Source organism: Nostoc sp. (genome assembly GCF_036918245.1).
Lineage (GTDB): Bacteria > Cyanobacteriota > Cyanobacteriia > Cyanobacteriales > Nostocaceae > Nostoc.
In genome coordinates, this window is the sequence record NZ_JBALEF010000116.1 from 1 (window position 1) to 21,160 (window position 21,160).

The 21,160-nt window shown below is 41.9% G+C and carries 19 protein-coding genes; 7 read left to right on the plus strand and 12 right to left on the minus strand.

The annotated features are described in order from the left end of the window. Nucleotides 1–75: 75 nt before the first annotated feature. Entirely contained in the window at nucleotides 76–1,914 is a 1,839-nt protein-coding gene (locus tag V7L12_RS32845) for an NACHT domain-containing protein (RefSeq protein WP_335090833.1), read from the minus strand. 432 nt (nucleotides 1,915–2,346) lie between these two features. Here V7L12_RS32845 and V7L12_RS32850 point away from each other — a divergent pair, with 432 nt between their 5' ends. Together V7L12_RS32850 and V7L12_RS32855 are read left to right on the plus strand one after the other, a co-directional pair. Further along, nucleotides 2,347–2,535, plus strand: a complete 189-nt coding sequence (locus V7L12_RS32850) for a hypothetical protein (protein WP_273762038.1) — start codon at nucleotides 2,347–2,349, stop codon at nucleotides 2,533–2,535. Between the two features lie 378 nt (nucleotides 2,536–2,913). Continuing rightward, entirely contained in the window at nucleotides 2,914–5,940 is a 3,027-nt protein-coding gene (locus V7L12_RS32855; protein WP_335090835.1) for an SMC family ATPase, read from the plus strand. Here the strand turns inward: V7L12_RS32855 and V7L12_RS32860 are convergent. Then, nucleotides 5,937–7,358: a peptidoglycan-binding protein gene (locus V7L12_RS32860; protein ID WP_335090837.1), complete on the minus strand. Its 1,422-nt coding sequence runs from the start codon at nucleotides 7,356–7,358 to the stop codon at nucleotides 5,937–5,939. The two genes, V7L12_RS32855 and V7L12_RS32860, sit on opposite strands and share 4 nt — an antisense overlap. Before the next feature lie 271 nt (nucleotides 7,359–7,629). On the opposite strand from V7L12_RS32860, the gene V7L12_RS32865 reads away from it, so the two are divergent. Together V7L12_RS32865 and V7L12_RS32870 are read left to right on the plus strand one after the other, a co-directional pair. Then, nucleotides 7,630–8,073, plus strand: coding sequence for an MHYT domain-containing protein (locus V7L12_RS32865; RefSeq protein WP_335090839.1), 444 nt, complete (start codon nucleotides 7,630–7,632; stop codon nucleotides 8,071–8,073). Between the two features lie 96 nt (nucleotides 8,074–8,169). Then, nucleotides 8,170–9,417, plus strand: a complete 1,248-nt coding sequence (locus V7L12_RS32870; RefSeq protein WP_335090841.1) for a sensor histidine kinase — start codon at nucleotides 8,170–8,172, stop codon at nucleotides 9,415–9,417. A 75-nt stretch (nucleotides 9,418–9,492) separates the two neighbouring features. Here the strand turns inward: V7L12_RS32870 and V7L12_RS32875 are convergent, their stop codons facing one another. The 9 genes from V7L12_RS32875 to V7L12_RS32915 form a co-directional block, all read right to left on the minus strand. Beyond that, the gene (locus V7L12_RS32875) at nucleotides 9,493–10,002 is read right to left on the minus strand and encodes an SH3 domain-containing protein (RefSeq protein WP_335090843.1); all 510 of its coding nucleotides are present in this window, start codon (nucleotides 10,000–10,002) and stop codon (nucleotides 9,493–9,495) included. Between the two features lie 284 nt (nucleotides 10,003–10,286). Beyond that, nucleotides 10,287–11,798: an AAA family ATPase gene (locus V7L12_RS32880; protein WP_335090845.1), complete on the minus strand. Its 1,512-nt coding sequence runs from the start codon at nucleotides 11,796–11,798 to the stop codon at nucleotides 10,287–10,289. A 746-nt stretch (nucleotides 11,799–12,544) separates the two neighbouring features. Next, a complete protein-coding gene (locus V7L12_RS32885; protein WP_335090846.1) occupies nucleotides 12,545–13,063 on the minus strand; it encodes a YceD family protein in 519 nt (172 codons plus the stop codon). Between the two features lie 152 nt (nucleotides 13,064–13,215). Further along, a complete protein-coding gene (locus tag V7L12_RS32890) occupies nucleotides 13,216–13,743 on the minus strand; it encodes a Jag family protein (protein WP_335090848.1) in 528 nt (175 codons plus the stop codon). Further along, nucleotides 13,740–14,891, minus strand: coding sequence for a membrane protein insertase YidC (gene yidC, locus V7L12_RS32895; protein ID WP_335090850.1), 1,152 nt, complete (start codon nucleotides 14,889–14,891; stop codon nucleotides 13,740–13,742). Before yidC ends, V7L12_RS32890 begins: the two co-directional genes overlap by 4 nt. Nucleotides 14,892–15,045: 154 nt before the next feature. Continuing rightward, nucleotides 15,046–15,438, minus strand: coding sequence for a PH domain-containing protein (locus V7L12_RS32900; RefSeq protein WP_335090852.1), 393 nt, complete (start codon nucleotides 15,436–15,438; stop codon nucleotides 15,046–15,048). Beyond that, a complete protein-coding gene (gene rnpA / locus V7L12_RS32905) occupies nucleotides 15,425–15,847 on the minus strand; it encodes a ribonuclease P protein component (protein WP_335090854.1) in 423 nt (140 codons plus the stop codon). The genes V7L12_RS32900 and rnpA overlap by 14 nt, the downstream gene beginning before the upstream one ends. 26 nt (nucleotides 15,848–15,873) lie before the next feature. Then, nucleotides 15,874–16,008: a 50S ribosomal protein L34 gene (gene rpmH, locus V7L12_RS32910; RefSeq protein WP_099102484.1), complete on the minus strand. Its 135-nt coding sequence runs from the start codon at nucleotides 16,006–16,008 to the stop codon at nucleotides 15,874–15,876. 113 nt (nucleotides 16,009–16,121) lie between these two features. Further along, on the minus strand, nucleotides 16,122–16,634 hold the full coding sequence (locus V7L12_RS32915; protein WP_335090856.1) for a DUF2808 domain-containing protein: 513 nt from the start codon (nucleotides 16,632–16,634) through the stop codon (nucleotides 16,122–16,124). 766 nt (nucleotides 16,635–17,400) lie between these two features. On the opposite strand from V7L12_RS32915, the gene V7L12_RS32920 reads away from it, so the two are divergent. The 3 genes from V7L12_RS32920 to V7L12_RS32930 are packed head-to-tail and all read left to right on the plus strand — an operon-like array spanning nucleotide 17,401 to nucleotide 20,295. Then, on the plus strand, nucleotides 17,401–18,567 hold the full coding sequence (locus V7L12_RS32920; protein ID WP_335090857.1) for a Re/Si-specific NAD(P)(+) transhydrogenase subunit alpha: 1,167 nt from the start codon (nucleotides 17,401–17,403) through the stop codon (nucleotides 18,565–18,567). A gap of 31 nt (nucleotides 18,568–18,598) precedes the next feature. Then, a complete protein-coding gene (locus V7L12_RS32925; protein ID WP_273766159.1) occupies nucleotides 18,599–18,892 on the plus strand; it encodes an NAD(P) transhydrogenase subunit alpha in 294 nt (97 codons plus the stop codon). After that, entirely contained in the window at nucleotides 18,889–20,295 is a 1,407-nt protein-coding gene (locus V7L12_RS32930; RefSeq protein WP_335075855.1) for an NAD(P)(+) transhydrogenase (Re/Si-specific) subunit beta, read from the plus strand. Before V7L12_RS32925 ends, V7L12_RS32930 begins: the two co-directional genes overlap by 4 nt. A gap of 171 nt (nucleotides 20,296–20,466) precedes the next feature. Here V7L12_RS32930 and V7L12_RS32935 read toward each other — a convergent pair whose 3' ends face one another. After that, a complete protein-coding gene (locus tag V7L12_RS32935) occupies nucleotides 20,467–20,811 on the minus strand; it encodes a hypothetical protein (RefSeq protein WP_335090859.1) in 345 nt (114 codons plus the stop codon). Nucleotides 20,812–21,160 lie beyond the last annotated feature (349 nt).

The window sequence follows — 21,160 nt, forward strand, 5'->3', positions numbered from 1 at the left end:
GATTGACTTTTTTGCACAAGCACTGCTGGCTAATTCTAATAATTATCTGTCTCGGCCATCACTGCTTCCTAAATATTAGACCTGAATCCTTACAAATTTTTTTCTGTCTCTATCTAGATCAGGTATTTGCTCTTGGAGTTCTTGTAACAAGCGCTGTAACTCACGATCACGTTCAAGCCCACGAATACGAGAAAGGAAACAAGCAACAGTATAAACAGTTTTTATAACACCTATCTGCTTAAGATTTATATTTAGAAAATAATCAAGAACGCAATCAAATATAAGATCATTTTCAGGAAAGGTATCTATCTCACGTGTGATGACATATACAAGGTTTTCTACATTTTTTTCAATGGCATCTTTTACCATATGTATAGTGCTATTAAAATCAACATTAAAGCTAGTATCTTCAATACTAACGCTTAAAGAAAGTTGATCACAAGTACTACAAAAAAAATAAAATGAGCGAATTATTGCTGGCGTATAATTAACTTGTACAGAAGTAGATTTTGCCGCTACCCACATCAAAAACTGCTGCAAATTATTATCATCAGCGATAATTGCATCAACTAGCTGTTTCATAAATTGTAATAAATAATCTGCACTTGATGACATTCCTACTGCTAACAACAACACTTCCTGCCAGCGTTTCTCAGTTATATGACTGACTAGATTTTGGAAAGCTTCTACTGATGACTGTCTCCCTATAATAAATTCCCTAGCTGTGAAATACTCATGAAATGTCAAATGAGAAAATGAGTAAATCCCTTTTGCCCGTTCTATCAATAACCCGTGTTGGTATTCAATTGATTTCAAAACTCTCTCACTGTCTAGTTGTAATATTTCTGGGTCAATATCGACATCAGCTAAATTGCGAATATATTCTATAATGTATTGCTCTGCTTTGTTCTGCTTAAAAAAATAGTCTCCCCGTTCAAATGTATTCAAGGCAATTTTGCTGAGTAAATCTTCCTTACGTTGAACTGATAACTTTTTGTAAATTTGATCGCGTTGAATACCACGTTTAGCATCCCATTTTTTTAGCAGTACATCTAGCCCTTCTTTGTACAACTCAGAACGATTTGCCGGAAAATCCCCAGACTCTTCAAATACCAAACATAGAAGGGTTAGTAATAGGGGGTTGGTTGCAAGTTCTTGAATTTGTTTATTGTCTTTTAATCCTTTAATAAAACTCTCTGCTTTGACAGCTTTCCCCTTAAACCAGTTGGTTGCAAAGGTAGCAATTTGATTCTTATCAAAATCAGCAACTTCCACTTCTGTGAACTTTTGAAATGTATATTCACGTGCTGCAATACGGCAGGTTATAACAAACTTATTCTCATAAAATCGTTCAGAAAACTGAACAATCTCGTTTAAGATGCGATCGCTATCCTCTTCTCTAACCTCATCCAACCCATCGAATAAAACTAATGCCTTCCCATAAGTTATTACATCTTGGATAGAAGAGATAGGATTGATCACCTCTTCAGTGATGTATTGCAGTAATCCCGGTTTGTTTGCAGCTTCAGCAAAGTCTTTCAAAGTGATGAAAATTGGCACTCGTTCAGGTTGAAACTCACCTTTTATACACTGAATTGCTAAGTACTTCAAAAATGTGGTTTTACCTGCTCCTGGTTTACCCAAAATCATCAGCTTAGAATATTTCTCGACAGCTTCCAGTCCTGGCACTCGTTTTTCAGTAATTTTGCTCAGTCCAAAGCGGTCAAAATCCTCGATAGCACACTGTTGCAATAATTCATTAATTCCTAACCGTTGTCGCCCAGTGATTTTCTCCAAGATGTTAACGCTGGTATAGATGTCATTTAAGCCAATGGGTTGAGTCATATCTAGCACTCGCATTGTGCCGCAGCGTTGTTGAATGAGGGGTTTTATCTTTTCGCGTACCGCTTGCACGATCGCATCAATATCAATACTGTTATCCTGATTTACCTCTGGTTCACTGGCTGGTTCAGCAACTATTTCTTCCCACTCTAGGTCTAGCCTGTCGCAAATCTGGACAAAGAGATTGCGGTCAACAGGTTTACCTGTAAAGAATTTTCCGATCGGCTGGCGAGTTACTTCTAACTCTTCAGCTAATGCCTTTTGAGTTAAGGAATAGCGAATTAAAGCTTTTTTTGCTTTTTGGATACCTTCTGGAGAACAGGAAAGCGATCGCCCGGACATAAGCTAACCACTACACTTTTGCTGATTCTAACTGCCAATTTGGCAATTCATCCTCATCGCATACACAAGTCACTCATATCACAAACCTGTATTTAAGCCTAGAACAAACACTCGCCCGTCAAAGTATAGGTGTAGTGATTCAAACAATTTGGGAGGGAGTCAATGTTATCCAAGAAATTTCCTTCAAGAGATGAAGTGCTGGCTGTTGTAACGCTGATTATGGTGATTGGTTCTCTCACTCTCGCAGTTATCGATGAAAAGAGTCGCCCTCCATTTCTAGATTTAACTAAATTTGCTGTCGGTACATATATTGGATTGTTGATACCTCGGTCAAGGTCAAGCGATGTCTAAGACGGGCTACGCCTACGCAATTAGCCAATGACAAATTCTCTCTTTGCGACTATAACAATCCTAAATAATTCCTCACAGACAAGATCCCCGACAACTTTTACGAAGTCAGGGATCTGTAACTTTCAATTCTCATAAATCAAATAAGAACGTTTTCTTCTCGATCAACAAAAAAATAACGAAAAGCCTCCAGAAGAATTTCATTTTTCTTTGAAGACAGCAAAACTTTTTCATGCAACAAGAAAAATTCACTCATAATATTGTAAATTTTTGTAAAATTGATGTCTTCAAGACTAGAAACCTGATATCTAGATAGCTAAACTAACAAACAGTGCATCTGTACTGTTATTTATTAAAAGTAGATGTGGCGCTATAGCCTGAATGATCCCAGTACAACTTATCCTGAAAAACTTCCTTAGTTACCGTGATGCAACTTTAGATTTTGGCGGTTTGCATACGGCTTGTATTTGTGGTTCCAATGGTGCGGGTAAATCTTCTCTTTTAGAAGCAATCACTTGGGCAATTTGGGGTGAAAGCCGCGCCACTGCTGAAGATGATGTCATCTATTCTGGTGCGAAAGAAGTTCGGGTTGATTTTACTTTCAAAAGTAACCAGCAAAAATATCGGGTGATTCGTACCCGAATTCGGGGAGGTACTAGCGTCCTTGAATTTCAAATAGAAATACCATCTGGGTTTCGCTCACTCACTTGCAAAGGGGTAAGAGCAACCCAAGATTTGATTTTAGAACACATCAAGCTTGATTATGATACTTTTATTAATTCTGCCTACTTACGTCAAGGTCGTGCAGATGAATTCATGCTCAAGCGTCCCACAGAACGCAAAGAAATTTTAGCGGAGTTATTGAAACTCAATCAGTACGATGATTTGGAAGAACGGGCAAAGGAATCTTCTCGTCAGTTCAAAGCCCAGGCAGTAGAGTTAGAGCGTTCTTTGGAGTCGATAAAAATTCAGCTGCAACAACGCCAGATCACCCAAGCGCAAAGAATGGAGTTAGAAGCCGAACTCAACCAACTGCAACAGGTGCAAGCTTTTGATAATATTCAATTACAAAGTTTGCAAGTTGTCCAGCACCAGCGCCAAAATTGGGAACAACAACTCAGCTTTATAAAGCAGCAATACCAAAATCTTACCCAAGATTGCGATCGCCTCCAACAAGAACAATCAGCTATTGGCTCTCAGCTATCAGATTTAGAAAAAATATTACACCAAGAAGCTGAGATTAAAGCTGGATACGCCCAATATCAAAGTCTACAATCTCAAGAAGAAGCCTTTGCTGTCAAATTTGAAGAACACACCCGCGCCCAACAAAATCGCCAACAAAAGCAACAACAGCTTACCAAACAAATTCACGAAATCGAACGACAACTGCAACAAGCCCAAGCGCAGCTAGAAGCTTTGCAGCAACAAGAGCGAGACATTCAGCAAACTCTCACTAAATCAGGTGAAGTAGAAGCCGCTTTGTCACAACTAGCCGCAGCTCGTCACCATGTTGCTCGTTTAGATCAACTGCAAATGCAAGTGACTCCCTTATTGCAACAACGAGCAACTTTACAAAGCCAACTCGATCGCACTCATGCTGGTTTAGTAGCGCGACTCGAACAACTCCAAAGTACTGAAAACCAATTGCAACGCCAGCACGGCCGCCAACCGCAACTACAACAAGCGGTGATGGATGTAGCAATCCAGATTGAGGAACTGGAGAAAAAGCGGGTTTATCTGCAACGAGTCCAAGAAAAAGGGCAAGAAAGGCGGCACTTTATCGAACGTCTGCAAGCTCATCAACGGGATTATGAAAAACTGCTGGGAGAATTAGAGCAAAAATTGCAAATGCTGCAAAATCCTGAAGCACTTTGTCCATTATGTGAGCGTCCTTTAGACGAACATCACTGGAGTCGGGTAGTGGAAAAAACCCAAAGTGAGTTAGAGGATACTCAAGGGCAGTTTTGGGTAGTTCGAGAACAATTGGCTGTGTCTGACAAAGAAATTCAGACACTCAGGCAGGAATATCGCGATATATCCCAACAATTGGCGGGTTACGATGGTTTACGCGAACAACGGGGACAGTTAGCAGCACAGTTAGAAGCGACAACTGATGTGCAACAACAGTTACAGCAAATTGCTGCTGAAAAACAGCATTTAGAGCGATCGCTCCAAGCTGGTGATTACGCTCCCGATAAACAAGCCGAACTCCGGCAGCTAGACCAATACTTGCAACAAGTTAATTATAGTGAACAAGACCACGCCCTCGCCCGGAGTGAAGTTGAACGGTGGCGATGGGCAGAAATTAAACAAGGGCAAATTAAAGATGCAACTAAGCGACAAGCGCAACTATTAGCCCGAAAACCAGAACTCCAGTCCCAAATTGCCCAATTACAAGCCAAAATCCAGCAGGATCAGATTGATTCTGAATGTGCTAAACAAATCGCGGCTCTTGAGCGTCATATTGCCGAAATTGCCTACAGTTCCGAGCAACACAACAATCTGCGTATGGCTGCAAAGAAAGCTCAATCTTGGCATTTGCGGTATCAACAACTGCTGTCAGCCCAGCAACAGTATCCCCAACTCCAGACGAGGTTGCAAGAGTTAGAGGAATCTAGAAGCGCTAGATTAACTGAGCGGCAAAAACTTGGCGGACAAATCGAAAGCATTATTCAGCAATTACAAGCAACAGCTAACCCATCTGCCCAAATTCAAGCTTTAGAGCAGCAGTTAGCAATCCGCAGACGGCAACTCGATGAGCAGATAGCTAAGTTGGGGCGTTTAGAACAGCTAGCGCATCAACTGGAAACGCTGCAAATTCAGTATGAAGAACAGCAGCAGCAATTACAATCTTGTAAGCAAGAATATCGTGTTTACCAGGAATTAGCGCAAGCCTTTGGTAAAAATGGTATCCAAGCACTGATGATTGAGAATGTATTGCCGCAACTGGAAGCCGAGACAAATCAACTACTTTCGCGGCTGAGTGGGAATCAGTTTCATGTACAATTTATTACTCAAAAAGCGGGTCGCAGTGCTAAATCAACTAAGAAAAATGCCAAGCTGATAGACACCTTAGATATTTTAATCGCCGATTCTAGAGGAACACGAGCTTACGAAACTTACTCAGGTGGGGAAGCCTTTAGAATTAATTTTGCCATCCGTTTAGCTTTGGCAAAACTATTAGCGCAACGGGCGGGGGCGGCATTGCAATTGTTGATTGTGGATGAAGGTTTTGGTACACAGGATGCCGAAGGATGCGATCGCTTGATTGCCGCGATTAATGCGATCGCCTCCGATTTCGCTTGCATCCTCACCGTTACCCACATGCCCCACCTCAAAGAAGCTTTCCAAGCCAGGATTGAAGTGAATAAAACTCAAGAAGGTTCGCAGTTGAGCTTGTCAATTTAATTGTATTTTACCCGTGCATCAAGACCTAACGAGCGGAGCTTTTTCGTTAGCGTTTCTGCTTGGGCGCGATCGCTAAATGCTCCAGCATTCACGTAATCCCCTAAATTGGATTGCTCTGTGATAGCGTTGGGTATATATTGTTGTACTTTACTCAGAGTATCATTACTGGAAATGGGAATTATTACTCTGTAAGGATTATTAGCAACTAATGTATTGCCATTGGTAACAGGTACTACATAGTCATTGGCAGGAGGTAATGCATAGCGATTAGTGTCAGCTAATACATAATCGTTATTTTGAGTATAATTGCCCCCAGTTGAACCATTCAACCCTAATGCTTCCCAAGTTTGCCAATCTACATTTCCAGTAGAACTAATTCGAGAATATTGCTGGAATGCAATCACAGATTGTCTAGTGTAATCGTTGAAAAGTCCATCAGGATTAGTATTAGAGAAACCCAACTGCCCCAAACGCTCTTGAACTAATCTGACATTTTCTCCGCGATCACCTACAGTGAGATAATTTCTACCTGGTTGTTGAATACCACCTGTGGAGACTCTACGCACTGAGTCCAAAACTTGAGCATTGGCGATGCCATCAACAGGTAGTCCATTATTTCGCTGGAATGCAATTACAGCTTCTCTAGTCATTGGGCCAATATTCCCAGTAGCATCAGCATTTAAATAACCTAGCTGCCGCAAACGCACTTGGAGTTCTCTGACTTGTTGAGTAGAAAGACTCGATCTTCCTAAAGTGGGAGAGGAACCCATTAGTGTGTTCCAAGTTTGTCGATTCACAATCCCGTTAGCAGTTATGCGATAATTTCGCTGAAATGCAATTACAGCATCTTTAGTAATTCGTCCAAAATTCCCAGTTGGATTAGTATTAAAGTAGCCTAACTGCCGTAGACGCTGTTGTAATCTTGTGACGGCTGCACCAGTTTTGCCTTGAGAAAGAGTAGGATATTGACCAACTGGCGAGCGCGATGCGCCACCGATATTTCTATTAGAACTTCTAGTTTGACACGCTCGTTGCAAGGCTCGTTGAGTACTAATACCCACAACTCCATCAGCAGATATTCTATTGGCTTGCTGGAATTTGATCACAGCATTTTTAGTCAAGGCAGCAAACTTACCTGTAACCGGGCCGTTAAAATAGCCTAACTTTTTTAAACATCTTTGGCTACTGCTAACTTGAGACCCATTACTTCCGATTTTCTGAAGTGCTAAAGCTTGCCCAGCAATACTCAGAAGCCCCGTAGTTAGTGCCACAGACAAAAGACGCATCGCCGCACCGCTAGATAACTTTTTCCAATTCAAAAATTTGAAATTGGCTGCGCTAGGAACAACCTTGACGCTTTCGGATGCCTCGTAGACTGAGGCGAGCTTGGTTAAATAGCTATCTACCCCTGTTTTCACTTGCTTTTTTCAAGTTATTGCTATACAAAATAATACCACTTGCTCTGTATTATGTTTGTTTTTAGTATGATTATTTACAACAAATTCCCCAAGCTGATATGAAATACAAGCTTCTGTAGGGGGAATAATAAGCAATGTAAAGCTTTCGAGGCTCGTTTTCTATTTGCCTGACAAAATTTTTGCTATACCCATTTGGGTTTCGAGCATGAGCAACGCAGACAAATAGTGGGTCTAGTCTTGCATTATTGAATCGCGGATAATATTCAACCTAATGCTCCACGGTATCTACGATATTCGCTTAGTCTTATTTTCCGTTGCCATTGCCATGCTTACGGCTTATACCACACTTGATCTAGCTATAAGAGTAACAGACGCTAAATCGCAGCAAAGGTGGCCGTGGCTGCTAGGGGGAGCGATTGCAATGGGAATCGGTATTTGGGCAATGCATTTTATTGCTATGCTGGCGTTCAGTCTGCCGATTCCCATTGACTATGACTGGTTAACAGTTTTGATTTCGGTGCTACCTGCAATTTTCGCTTCTGGATTAGCCCTGTACCTAGTTAGCCAGGCAGAATTTGGTATTTTGCGGTTGTTGAGCGGTAGCCTCTTAATGGGCATAGGGATTAGTGCAATGCACTACATCGGTATGGCTGCTATTCGTTTACCAGCTAAAATGTCTTATGACTTGAGTGTGGTTGCACTCTCCATTGCGTAGGCGTAGCCCGTCGTAGACATCGCTATTCTCATCTCACTGGTTGCCCTCTGGCTGGGGTTTAACCTCAGAGCTAATAGTACAGTAACAGGACGCTTTTTGAGGATTGGCAGTGCAATTCTCATGGGTGCTGCCATTCCCTCAATGCATTACACAGGAATGATGGCTACCCATTTTTCAGTCATCGAATCGGTCGAGTTTTCAGCAGTTGATACTACTGCAACCTATTGGATGGCTGTGATTATTGGCTTATTCACATTACTCCTTCTAGGATGGACGCTGCTCACATCTTTTTTCAACGAACAATTGAGTGTTCAACTAGTCAAAACAGCTGATCTTAAAGAAAACGAAGAACGTCTCAAACAAGCCTTACAAAACCAAGAAGCGCTGGCTACTCTAGCTGAGTCTCGGTCTGAAGAATTAGAGATAGCTATGTTGGCACTTCAGAAAGCTCAATTGCAATTTCTTCAAGCAGAAAAAATGTCGTCTTTGGGACAAATAGTAGCGGGAGTTGCTCATGAGATTAACAATCCTGCTAACTTCATTTATGGAAACCTGTTTCATACAGAAATTTATCTGCGGCAACTCTTAGAATTAATCAATACCTATCAGCAACATTATCCAACTCCAGTGCTTGCGGTTCAAGCTCAAGTAGAGTCTATTGATTTACCATTCTTGCTAGAAGATTTACCTAAACTACTGAACTCAATGCAAACCGGAGCAGAACGTATTAAGTATATTGTGGAATCCTTGCGTAACTTCTCTCGTCTAGACGAGGCACAATTGAAAGCTGTGGACATCCACGAAGGGCTTAATTCGACACTGCTCATTCTTCAGAACCGTATTAGTTATGCGCCGAACAATCGCCCAGAAATTATTGTAATTAAAGAATATGGTAATTTACCCTTAGTAAATTGCTATCCCGGACAGTTAAACCAAGTATTTTTCAACATCATTGCAAATGCTATTGATGTGTTCGAACAAAAGCTTAATAACATCAAATTACAGTCCAGTTTTACACCTTTAATTCGGATTAGAACAACCATTAATCAAGTTGGTTGGGTCAATATTCAAATTTTCGACAATGGATCTGGCATTAGTGAAGACGTACAAAATAAAATCTATGATCCCTTTTTCACAACTAAACTAGTTGGACAAGGAACTGGATTAGGATTATCAATTAGCTATCAGATTGTCGTTCAAACACATGGTGGTAGGCTCAACTGTATTTCTGCCAAGGGGCAAGGAACTACTTTTCAAATTGAGCTTCCAATTGATACATTGATACATACTTCCTGTTTTCTAGGAAAGCAATCTCAAGTAGTTCCAGATGAAGCTATTGAGTAAACATATCTCATTTTTAGTCTTGTTTTCCTGTTTGTGATAAATGTTGTGGTTCTACTATTTGCTCTGATTTTTAGGCTATTGTTGATCAACTTTTTCAGTATTACCTGCTTTTACCCAACCTTCTTGTTCGCTACCTTCCAAACGGATCTTTTGCCAGGATTTGTCGTCGCTTTCTTGCAAAATAATAATTTTTTGATTAAAACCAACTCCACCAATCTTTTCAGATTCTTGATTTGGTTGCGATCGCAAACTCAAGCCTTCAGCCCAACTAACACGCCCTCGGTAAGCTCCCGATGGTAATGGTTTTGATGATGGGGTAGCCAATGGTCGTCCTGTGGGAGTAGAGGTTGAGCTTGGAGATGATTGAGTAGATGTCCCAGGTGTAAGACTGGCTTTACTTCCTCCAGGATTAGTTGCTTTTGGAGCTTGGGCTTTCACCGAAGGACTATCATTGGAATAAATGGGTTTGGCAGGGGCTATGCCGGTGCGATTCATAAAATAGAGTGCAATTGCACCACCGCCACCTACTAGCACAGCGATCGCTAAGAAAAACCCCAGTATAAACTTTGTTAAGCCAGACAACATAATTAAAACCTGATTATCAAGAGTGAAGGTGAGCCAGTCATCTGCGTATTTTCCCCCCTATTGAGGAGAGTGGTGTTGAACTGGCTCTCAAGGGTTACGAGTAGAGAAGCAAGTAACCCATCAGTATAAGAATCAATAGTCCATAATAATTCATCATTAACTATTGACTTTTGACTAACTCATTATTGTAGCTATGCTGAATAGACATCTGGTGAAATTAAATATGCGTTATCCAAAACCTTTGTAGAGAAGTAGGAATGCTACGTCTCTACATTTTTTTTGGTTCACGTAGTGCGCCGGAGGCGTTCGCTCAAAGGACTGTGTTTAGATGCTAAACGCGCTCTCCCAGCAGCAGCCCATTCTTGGAGTTGCTGAATTTGCTCTACGGCAGTTCGTGCCAAGGGTATAATCTGACTGGCTGCTTCTAAAATGTCGTCGTTAGCAAAGTCGCGATTTTGGCTAAATCCAATATGCATCGCTTCAATTAAAGTTTGCTCAATCTCGGCCCCAGAAAAATCGGGCGTTTCATAAGCTAACCTTTCAATGTCATAACTTTTTAAGTTATGGGGGCGCAATCGCGATAAATGAACATCATAAATTGCTTTTCTTTCTTCTTGGGTGGGCAATCCCACAAAGAAAATTTCATCAAATCGCCCCTTACGCAGCATCTCCGGCGGTAAAGCTTGGATGTCGTTAGCAGTAGCGACGACAAAAACGGGTGAGGTTTTTTCGGCTAGCCAGGTAATAAAAGTGCCAAAGACACGGCTGGCTGTTCCGGCATCACCTTTGCTACCAAGTCCGGCAAAGGCTTTATCTATTTCATCAATCCACAAAATACAAGGAGCGAGGGCTTCAGCTACTTGGATCATTTGGCGAGTGCGAGATTCTGATTCACCCACCAAACCACCAAATAACCTGCCCACATCCAAACGTAGCAAAGGTAAATGCCAATGATGAGCGATCGCTTTTGCCGTTAATGATTTACCAGTCCCCTGAATACCCACTAACATTAAACCACGGGGGTGCGGTAATCCGTACTGTCGCGCTTTATCAGTAAACGAGCCTCCCCGACGAATCAACCAGTCTTTCAAGTTATCCAGTCCGCCAATATCAGAAATTTGCTCAGTGGCGGGGTAGAAGTCCAGAATTTGGGTTTGGCGGATAGTTTGGCGCTTTTCTTCCAAAACGAGATCCACGTCTTCTGGTTGCAATTCACCGTGAGTAGCGATCGCTTTTGCCAAAACCCGGCGAATCCGTTCCATCGAAAGTCCTTGACAAGAGCGCACCAAATCATCTAAAACTTTACCAGAAAGGGAGTTACCAGTACTTTGTAGCAAGCGATCTACCTCAGTTTTAATTTCTGGGGCGGCGGGTAAGGGAAACTCGACGACTGTCAGCACTTCGGTTAAGTCGTCAGGAATGGCGATGCGCGGCGACAGTAGGACAATATTTTTTGGTTGTGACTTGAGGAGTCGGGCGAGATTGCGGAGTTTGCGGGCGATCGCTACATCATCTAAAAAGCGATGATAATCTCGTAAAATCAATACCGCAGGTGCGGAAGCTGGTAATTTTTCGATGAATTCTAAAGCTTGCAACGGGTTACGTCGCCCAAAGCCAACATCATTGGGGTTTCCCTGGTAGCCATCGACAAAATCCCAAGTATACACCGGGCGATTACCCTGATTGGTGGCTTCTTCCCGGATAACTGCTTCTACCCGCTCCTCTTCATAAGTGGGAATATAAATCAAAGGGTAGCGGGCACGTAGCAGCAGTTTAAACTCTTCACGGAAGTTCATATATAGCTGTGGTTATTAGTTCTTCTCTCATTGTTCAGGTTTGTATCACCTCTAACAACTAAAAACGAATAACACTAGGGAATCTTCCGTTAGCCCAAATCTTACTTAGCGCCCTCGCCCACTAAAAACTAAAGTTCAGCGACTTCATAGCTCAAATCAAGTTTAGTTTTTTCTCAATAGTCTGGCTTTACATGAGTGAAATTTGGAATTCGCTTTAAAATTTGTTCTGCGGACACATTAAAAGGAAGGGCCTGAGCCTGATCGGGAATGCTCACTCTGGAAATGTGTATTCCCTGTAAACAAAATGGACACCATATTACCATGTAGCCGATCCTTGTTTGCAGATCCCCAACATATTGAAAATCCACTCCTAGCCGATAACAATTTGGACAAGCTAATGCGGAGAAATTGGGCAAAGAATTATTAATATCAGTAACTAAATACATCCATCTGAGAAAAAGACTTTTTCTTTTCTGACTCATACTAGTATCATAAAGCAGTATAATTAAAACTTATATACTGTGATTTAGCTACTTTTGTACTAGTGGTCTGTCCCATTAGTGTGGCAAGACTAAGATGATGCATTAAAAATTTTGGAAAAATCTCAATTTAAAAACATAATTTAATTTTTCTTTCACACCATTTTAATCTTGCTGCGCCATTAGGGACGTTAGGTACTCTAAAGACATATTTCTTACATAAAATAGTTAATTGCGCCGTAATACAGCAAACGGCGCATGAAATATCTATCCCGGAAGTTGCTTTTTCAGTGCTTCCAGAGAAGCCCAACGGTGATCGACTGGAGTTTCAGGACTATCAGAACTATCAACTGTACTACTTACAGGAATACCTGGACAATTGCGATCGCACAGTTGCCGTTGTGGTACTGCCAAGCACATCTGCTCATACAGCCATTCGTTGGGATAAAAATAACCATCGGGCGGTAAACTTTCCAGTAAATCTTCCATAACCACTTCCCTTTCTAGGGGCAAGTCATTTGCCTGATTTGCCGTTTCATCCAACCAGATGATTTCTTTCGTATCAAGCCCTAAACGTCGATTGTATTGCTGCAAACAGCGGTTGCAGGTACAAGTAATAATTGTTTCTGCCTGACTAGACACTTGCAAGTAATTACCATGATGCTGTACGCGCACATGACCGCGAACTGGTGTCAAAGTTTCCAGACCAGGCAGAAATTCATTAACCTGAACTTCCTCTGTCCGCTCCGGGGCTTGAGTTAGCTGCGGAATATAAATTGCGTCCATAGGATTCGTGAGACATCCTCACTAAAATTTATCTTGATTATCAGCAATTATACTGATATTACATCTTTATTTTATCTCTTAAGAACAAGAGAAATTTTGAAATTATATGGTTATGAGTTTTCAATCAACTCCAAACTCATAACTCCTAACTTTTAACTCCTAACTCCTTCCAACGATGCTGGACAGACAACTAGATGACGATGTGGCTCTTTACCGCGACTGAAAGTTTCTAAATCTCCAAATTCCTTCAAGAAGGTATGAACTTGACGCCGTTCAGCAGAGCTAAGAGATTTGATTTCCACTTCTCTACCAGAAAAGCGCACTTCATCGGCTGCTGCTTCTGCTAATGCGCGAATTTCGGCTTCTCTTTTGACCCGGTAGCCATTTAACTCAATGGTGTAAGAGGCTTGTTCCTCTGGAGGTTGACTGAGGTTTAGAACCGAATTTGCTAGATACTGAATCGCATCTAGCACAGAACCATCAGCACCAATTAATACCTGGATTTGTTCTGATGTCAAATTGGTTTGGTCAATTGTCAACCAGTAGTTATCTGGTTCTGGAGAACCGCCATCTTGAGATTGGGCAGTTTCTAAATGACCCTGAATCTCAGATGGTATTCCAGTGAGTTCTAGGAGTGTTTTTAACCACTGCTGACCTCGCTGCATCGGAATGTTGCTCATGATCCCCCTGTAGCCTTTTTCTTGGCACTTTTTGGTTCAAATGGGAGTGCCTTTTGTTCTGTAACTGCGGCTTCTTTCTCCTGGGTTTCCACGATTTTTTGCAGTTCTTCTGGTAGAGGTTCGCGGGACAGAAGATAAGTTTGGGCGGTTTGGAATATATTACCAATCACCATATACATCAGCACCCCAGCTGGCAGGGGGAAGAATAAAAACATCCCAGAAAAGATGACGGGAGTGATTTTGTTAACTGTATCCTGCTGCGGATTGCCACCACTGGAATTTTGCCCAGAAAGCATTTGGCTAACATAAAGGCTGATTCCAAAGAAGACAATCATGGCGACGATATCCCAGTGGATTGTGCCATCTGCATCTTGTGCGCCAACCCTGCCTAAAGCATCAATGAATAAAAAGCCTTTTTCTGCTGCTAGTCCAGGAATTGTTCCTTGAATAGTAACTTCTCCCGGTTGCAAGGCTTCTACATTGCCCTGAGTATCAATTTTTATCCTATCTTCACCCTTGGTAATTTTCCAATCAGGAATCAGCTTATTTTCTGGGTGTTCTGCTAAAAGCACCTGGAATGGTTTACCTTCAACAGTCTGATACTGTATCTTGGTTTGTTCTCCCACCGCTAATTTATTTCCGCTAGGAAGAATGGCAGCTACTTTAACGTGTTCCCCATCTGCAACGTAAATATTTTGAGGAGCAGTGGCAAAGGCTTGCGGTTGAATTTGTTCGATTTGTTCTGCGGGAAGAATTTGCAGGTTAACGCTGTAGTTCGCACTTGCAAAAGGTGAACCCCGCAAGGTGGCAAACAGCGCTAACAAGACTGGCATTTGCACTAGTAATGGAAAACAGCCTGCCAAAGGGTTGCCAAATTCTTTTTGGACATTAACCATTTCCTCCTGCTGCTTTTGCGGTTCATCCTTATAGCGCTCTTTGATTTCTGCCATCCGCTTCTGCATTAGAGGTTGTACAATTCGCATTTTCCGCATGTTGCGAATTGAGCCAGCACTCAGGGGATAGAGCGCGAAGCGGACTATCAAGGTCAAAGCAACGATCGCTAATCCGTAGCTAGGCACAATACCATAGAAGAAATCTATGATTGGCAGCATCACGTTGTTCGAGAGAAAGCCGATACCAAAATCCATTATTCTGAATTCAACCTGAGGTACTGTAAACTGAATCTAATTTATCTAAATCATGATTTGTCGGCGACTATCTTTCGCTACGGATAGCCGCACATTTAAATGGAGCATTGGGAATTGGGCTTTGGTTCATCTCCCTCATCTTCCCCTGCTGCCATCACTTGTTAGCAGTGGCGCTAAATTCGGGATTTTTCGCAGCAATTCTTTCGTTGATGTAGTCATAGACTTCCCGAAAATTGGGAATTGCACGCAATTCGAGACGACTGCCGTTTTTTAAGGTGATCGCCATATCTCCCCAAAAGCCAATGCCACGGGGAACTTTGACGATTTTGACAATTTCTGAGTAAATTACGTCAGTGCGATCGCGTCCCTGCCAACCTCCAATCACAGTAATTCGGCGATCGGTGATACGGAAACGCAGCCACAATGCCCTGACAATTGCCCCGACTGTTAATGGTATCCCAACAATGGTTAGTCCAATCAGTAGGTTGACAATTAAATCCCCAACATGGGGCCCACCTTCATAATAAACATCTTCACGAATTCCCATCGAACACCTCAGCTTGTGCCAACAACTGCTCTAATTCTTGCAGAAATTGTGGGCTTACGCACTTAGATTCTGCTGCGGTGGGTTTGACAATGAATACTAGCCGCCATCCTGGTGATAATTTTGGCAGCAAATTATGTAAAGCAGCAGTAATTTGCCGTTTGATTCGGTTGCGAACCACTGCCCTTTTGCTGACTTTTGTGCTAATCGAAATGCCAATCCGCGTGCTGGCAAGATGTGCTGAGTCAGTTGCTTGTGTAGTCTGAGTAGCAGTGTCCAAAGATGGTTTCTTTGAACATAAAGGCTTTAAGGCTCTCAATGTTAAATAAGAGCCATGACGCCGAATTCCTTCTCGGAAAACTGCGTGGAAATCCTTTCGGGATTTTAGCCGATTTGCTTTGGGCAAAGCCACAGATGCTCTTTTAGCTTAAATATGCCCTAAACGCTCAGACGGTGACGTCCTTTTTTTCTTCTGGCGCTAATCACGTTTCTGCCGTCTGGTGTCCGCATCCTGGCGCGAAAACCAGAGGTTCTTTTTCTCTTACGACTAGTGCCGCCCAGTGTTCTTTTCATACTGTTCTCCTCTTAGGTGATTTTTATAAAAACTCACAATCTCTAATTGTATCACTTTGTGAGGGAATTGGGAATCGCCGATTGGTTACATCCCTACTCCCTATTCCCCACTCTTAATTAATGCTCAAAATCCATGTTCCCATGTAGCGCAGTAGTGGCACATCGCCAGGAGAGAGCACTTGACAGTTAAAATAGTAAACTCCGCCGAAGGATGGGTTTTTCACGTTAGATAACACTACCTCGACTGCGCTACCTGCTGGCACTGGCTCTTGAGGAAAAATATTAATCAGTTTACCTTCTTTGTCCCACTTCACCTCAGAAAGCGGAACTGCTTTGCCTTTGACTCTGACTTCAATTTTTTTCTGGTCAAAAGTTCCTTTGTAATAATCAGGGTAGGTAATTGCAAATTGACCAACCGCTAATTTCATTCTTTTGGCTGGAATCCTTAATATATAACGATCCCAACCATTAGCTTGTCCACCAAAATCTAACCTAAAGGGCAGCTGATTTTCTTGTTTGACGCCGCTAAACAGCGTAAATCCAGGTAAACTTTGCGCCCAAGTCAAGGCTGGTAATCCAGTAACCAAAAAGCTAGTCACGGCTAAAGCAGAAAGTAAACGTCGCATAATTGGGCTTCCTCTACCAAAATATAAATCTGTTATCTAAAAATAACTATGTGTTAGTATTCTTTACTAAACTTTACTACTGGCTTCCTGACAATGGACGTTTAATTTCCAAAAAAAGTGCCATTCTATCTGAATTTTAGGCAGAAAGTAAATTACCTAGTGTTAAAATGAACATATATTAAAATTACTTTATTACCTTTATATGGCCGTGATTTGATTACTGAGTTGGTCAAATTTGAACTAGATAGAAACACAGTTGGGGTTGGATTGTGTTGACAAATATGTATAAGTGTATCTAAATTTGAGAATTTTGTTATAAAATTTGATCCATGTGATCAGCGATCGCCAGTTAACTTGGGCTAAATTGATTAAAATAAGTTGCATTGGAATCGAAGTCGTAATCATTAAAATTTGATTGGGAAATTATAAAGCTTTCAAAATTCGGTCAATATTACTCTATAAGAAAGGAATACCAAAATTTCTCAATCCCGAAAACAAGTTAAAGATAAAGATGCAAAATTTGGGAATCAATTTAGGATGTGCAATACGTAACCCTGTTTGCAACTATCTGAAAATATGACATCTGCAAACGGCAAAGTCAGGCTTTGCTTGGACAGCTAAGAGTGGGAGAGGAAAGTTTCAAGGTTCTATCTACAAGTAAAAGTCATGGCTGATATTCTTGCCTAAGTACTATGAGTGCGGGATATCTTTTATCTAGACAATCATTTACTTGGCAAAGATTAGGTATTTATCTTCAGGAGATTTCATGAGAATAGCAGTTGCTAGAGAAATTGAAGTTTGTGAACGTCGTGTGGCATTAATTCCTGACACCGTTGCTCGATTGGTAAAACAAGGTTTGGAAGTCTGGGTAGAAGCGGGTGCAGGAGAGCGATCTTTTTTCAACGATTCTGACTATGAAGTCGCAGGAGCCACAATAATCAGCGATACTGCCAAATTATGGGGCGAAACAGATATTCTGCTGAAAGTCAGCCCACCACAAGAACGAGAAGATGGACGCTCAGAAGTTGATTTGTTAAAGGAAGGGGCTGTATTAGTCAGTTTTCTCAATCCTTTGGGAAATCCTGTTGTAGCGCAGCAACTGGCAAATCGGAAAGTCACAGCTTTGAGTATGGAGATGATCCCCCGTACTACCAGGGCGCAAAGTATGGATGCTTTGTCCTCGCAAGCTTCATTAGCAGGTTACAAAGCAGTATTAATTGCCGCAGCTGCATTACCTAAATACTTCCCGATGTTAACCACAGCCGCAGGTACGATCGCTCCAGCGAAAGTATTTATTATGGGCGCTGGTGTCGCCGGATTGCAAGCGATCGCCACCGCTAGACGTTTGGGAGCAGTAGTAGAAGCCTTTGATATTCGTCCCGCCGTTAAAGAAGAAGTGCAAAGCTTAGGGGCAAAGTTCGTTGAAGTCAAATTAGAAGAAGAAACCGTCGCCGCAGGTGGCTACGCCAAGGAAATTTCTGAGGCTAGCAAACAACGTACCCAAGAAGTTGTCGCCGAACACGTCAAAAATTCTGATGTGGTAATTACCACCGCTCAAGTTCCTGGGAGACAAGCACCACGGCTGGTTACAGAAGAAATGGTGGCACAAATGAAACCCGGTTCAGTGATTGTAGATTTGGCTGCTGATCAGGGTGGTAACTGCGCCTGCACAGAACCCGGAAAAGATATTGTATGGAACGGCGTGACAATTATCGGTCCCATCAATCTCCCATCATCGATGCCAATTCACGCCAGCCAATTGTATGCCAAGAACGTAACATCGTTGATGCAATTGCTAATTAAAGACAAAGCTTTACAGGTTGACTTTAGCGACGACATCGTTGATGCAGCTTGCGTTACCCACGCTGGTGAAATTCGCAATCAACGCGTGCGGGATGCACTACAAGCTTTAAGCGGCGTTGGAGCAGGTTAGTAGCCAAATTACTATAAGGAGTTTTGATTTCATGACAGAGGCATTACTTGCTGCTTTGTTTGTATTTGTTTTGGCATCTTTTATTGGCTTTGAAGTCATCAACAAAATACCACCGACTTTACACACGCCCTTAATGTCAGGCTCAAACGCGATTTCTGGCATTTCGGTACTTGGGGCAATAGTAGCTTCAGGTGCTAGAGAAACAAGTGTCTCAGTGATTCTCGGTTTGATTGCTGTGGTATTGGCAACTGTCAACGTTATAGGTGGCTTCCTCGTCACAGACAGAATGCTACAAATGTTCAAGAAAAAGGAGATTAAAGCGTGAGCGACTTTTTACCAACTGGCATTCAGCTGACATATTTAGTCGCTGCATCGTTATTCATTCTCGGCTTGAAAAAGCTGGGATCACCTGCTACAGCGAGGAACGGTAATCTCGTTGCCTCTGTGGGGATGCTGCTGGCGATCGCAGCAACAATGCTGGATCAGCATGTGTTGAACTACGAGATGATATTGTTGGGCTTGGCGATTGGATCGGGAATTGGGGCGATCGTAGCCTACAAAGTCCAAATGACCGAAATGCCCCAAATGGTGGGTTTACTCAACGGCTTGGGCGGTGCAGCTTCGGCTTTAGTAGCTGTTGCGGAATTTTGGCGGTTGTTAGATAGTTCTCAGCCAATACCCTTAGATGTCAACATTTCCATACTTTTGGACGTGTTAATCGGTGGTATTACCTTCACAGGTAGTTTTCTAGCCTTTGCCAAATTGCAAGGTTTAATCAGCGGTTCTCCGATTACATTTCCTTTCCAGCAACCATTTAATCTCTTGCTTCTGGCTGCTTATGTAGTGGGCAGTGTCTATTTAATCATTACACCAGATAGCTTACCTATATTCTTGGGAGTGGTTGGCGTTTCATTGGTGTTGGGCGTGATGTTCGTTATCCCCATTGGTGGCGGCGATATGCCAGTGGTAATCTCGCTGTTGAACTCGTTGTCAGGTGTGGCGGCGGCGGCGGCGGGGTTCGTGGTGATGAACAATATGTTAATCATCGCTGGGGCTTTGGTGGGAGCATCTGGCTTAATCCTCACCGAAATTATGTGTAAGGCGATGAACCGCTCCTTATTTAGTGTGCTGTTCAGCGCTTTTGGTACAGGATCTACTTCTGGTGGTGGTGCTGCTAGTGGTGATGCGATCGATCAAACCGTCCGTAGCATCGATCCCGAAGAAGGGGCGATGATGTTGGGTTATGCCCGTTCTGTGGTAATTGTGCCTGGTTATGGGATGGCAGTTGCCCAAGCGCAACATAGCGTCCGGGAATTGTCAGATCAGTTAGAACGGATGGGCGTTGATGTCAAGTACGCCATTCACCCCGTTGCTGGGAGAATGCCGGGGCATATGAATGTATTACTGGCGGAGGCAAATGTGCCTTATACCCAGTTATACGACATGGAAGATATTAATCCCCAGTTTGAGCAAGCGGATGTGGCTTTGGTAATTGGAGCAAATGATGTAGTAAATCCAGCGGCGCGGAGTGATACAAATAGCCCGATTTATGGTATGCCAATTTTGGAAGTAGATCGGGCGAAGCAAACGATTGTGATTAAGCGCGGGATGAGTACGGGTTTTGCCGGTGTAGATAATGAGTTGTTCTACAAGGATAAAACTACGATGCTTTTTGGTAGTGCGAAGGATATGGTGGCGAAGTTGGTTTCGGAAGTGAAGCAACTTTAAGAGAAACGAACCGCGAAGGGCGCAAAGAGCGCGAAGTAAAGAAAGAATTAGAGAGTTTATTTGCCTTGGAAGTGTGATGCTTCTGAGGCAAATTTTTTGTATATTTTACCAAGGTTTTTATAGCTCTTATCTATATTGTTATTCAGTTGTAAAATGCACGAGATTTCTACTTTATGACCAGTTATTTGCTAAAAGAGTTGTTATAGGTAAATGAGATGGTTCAAAAATATTAGTAGAGTAAGCTTTAGTAAGCCAATAAATCTCTTCTGTGAGACTTGAAATTTTCTTGTATCCATAGATTTTTTTGATTTTTAATGGATTAGGTACAGTTCTTGTAGTTCGCAAACACTGATCATTTGTAATTAAATACGATATATTATTTGCGAAAACATAATAGCCCATAAAACCATCTAAGTATATAGTTTCAGTATTGTGATTTGAGTAAAAACCAATTCTTGGTACTCCACTTTTTATAACTTCAACTAAATTGTATTTTTCGATTTTAATTTCATACATTACTTGATGGAAGTATTCTAACTCCTCCTGAGTTATAAGACCATCTCTATGTATAGTAATACCCTTAATATGTCTAGGTAAGTTTTTTGCTATCCATTTAAATGCTCTAAGTAACTCCTCGTAAGAAATAACTTCATTTAATTGTAAGTTTCTTCTAGTGTAAGAGGATTTTGGCAGTAGGCAACCAAGGTTATCAATTACGCTTATACTCAGATTACTTAATTTATCTTTGTGATTGTGTCCTAGATCAATTCCTATAAAAATGTGATCTACTTAAACAAAGAGTATAATAATCAAGTTTATAAGGTTTAATTCTATCTACAGGGAAATTAGGCACATAAACTACTGT

Coding starts and splice junctions, on each gene's coding strand:
- V7L12_RS32850 (WP_273762038.1), top strand. CDS start 2,347: ATGTTATCCAAGAAATTTCCTTCAAGAGATGAAGTGCTGGCTGTTGTA.
- V7L12_RS32855 (WP_335090835.1), top strand. CDS start 2,914: ATGATCCCAGTACAACTTATCCTGAAAAACTTCCTTAGTTACCGTGAT.
- V7L12_RS32865 (WP_335090839.1), top strand. CDS start 7,630: ATGCTCCACGGTATCTACGATATTCGCTTAGTCTTATTTTCCGTTGCC.
- V7L12_RS32875 (WP_335090843.1), bottom strand. CDS start 10,002: ATGTTGTCTGGCTTAACAAAGTTTATACTGGGGTTTTTCTTAGCGATC.
- V7L12_RS32880 (WP_335090845.1), bottom strand. CDS start 11,798: ATGAACTTCCGTGAAGAGTTTAAACTGCTGCTACGTGCCCGCTACCCT.
- V7L12_RS32885 (WP_335090846.1), bottom strand. CDS start 13,063: ATGGACGCAATTTATATTCCGCAGCTAACTCAAGCCCCGGAGCGGACA.
- V7L12_RS32890 (WP_335090848.1), bottom strand. CDS start 13,743: ATGAGCAACATTCCGATGCAGCGAGGTCAGCAGTGGTTAAAAACACTC.
- yidC (WP_335090850.1), bottom strand. CDS start 14,891: ATGGATTTTGGTATCGGCTTTCTCTCGAACAACGTGATGCTGCCAATC.
- V7L12_RS32900 (WP_335090852.1), bottom strand. CDS start 15,438: ATGGGAATTCGTGAAGATGTTTATTATGAAGGTGGGCCCCATGTTGGG.
- rpmH (WP_099102484.1), bottom strand. CDS start 16,008: ATGAAAAGAACACTGGGCGGCACTAGTCGTAAGAGAAAAAGAACCTCT.
- V7L12_RS32915 (WP_335090856.1), bottom strand. CDS start 16,634: ATGCGACGTTTACTTTCTGCTTTAGCCGTGACTAGCTTTTTGGTTACT.
- V7L12_RS32920 (WP_335090857.1), top strand. CDS start 17,401: ATGAGAATAGCAGTTGCTAGAGAAATTGAAGTTTGTGAACGTCGTGTG.
- V7L12_RS32925 (WP_273766159.1), top strand. CDS start 18,599: ATGACAGAGGCATTACTTGCTGCTTTGTTTGTATTTGTTTTGGCATCT.
- V7L12_RS32935 (WP_335090859.1), bottom strand. CDS start 20,811: ATGTATGAAATTAAAATCGAAAAATACAATTTAGTTGAAGTTATAAAA.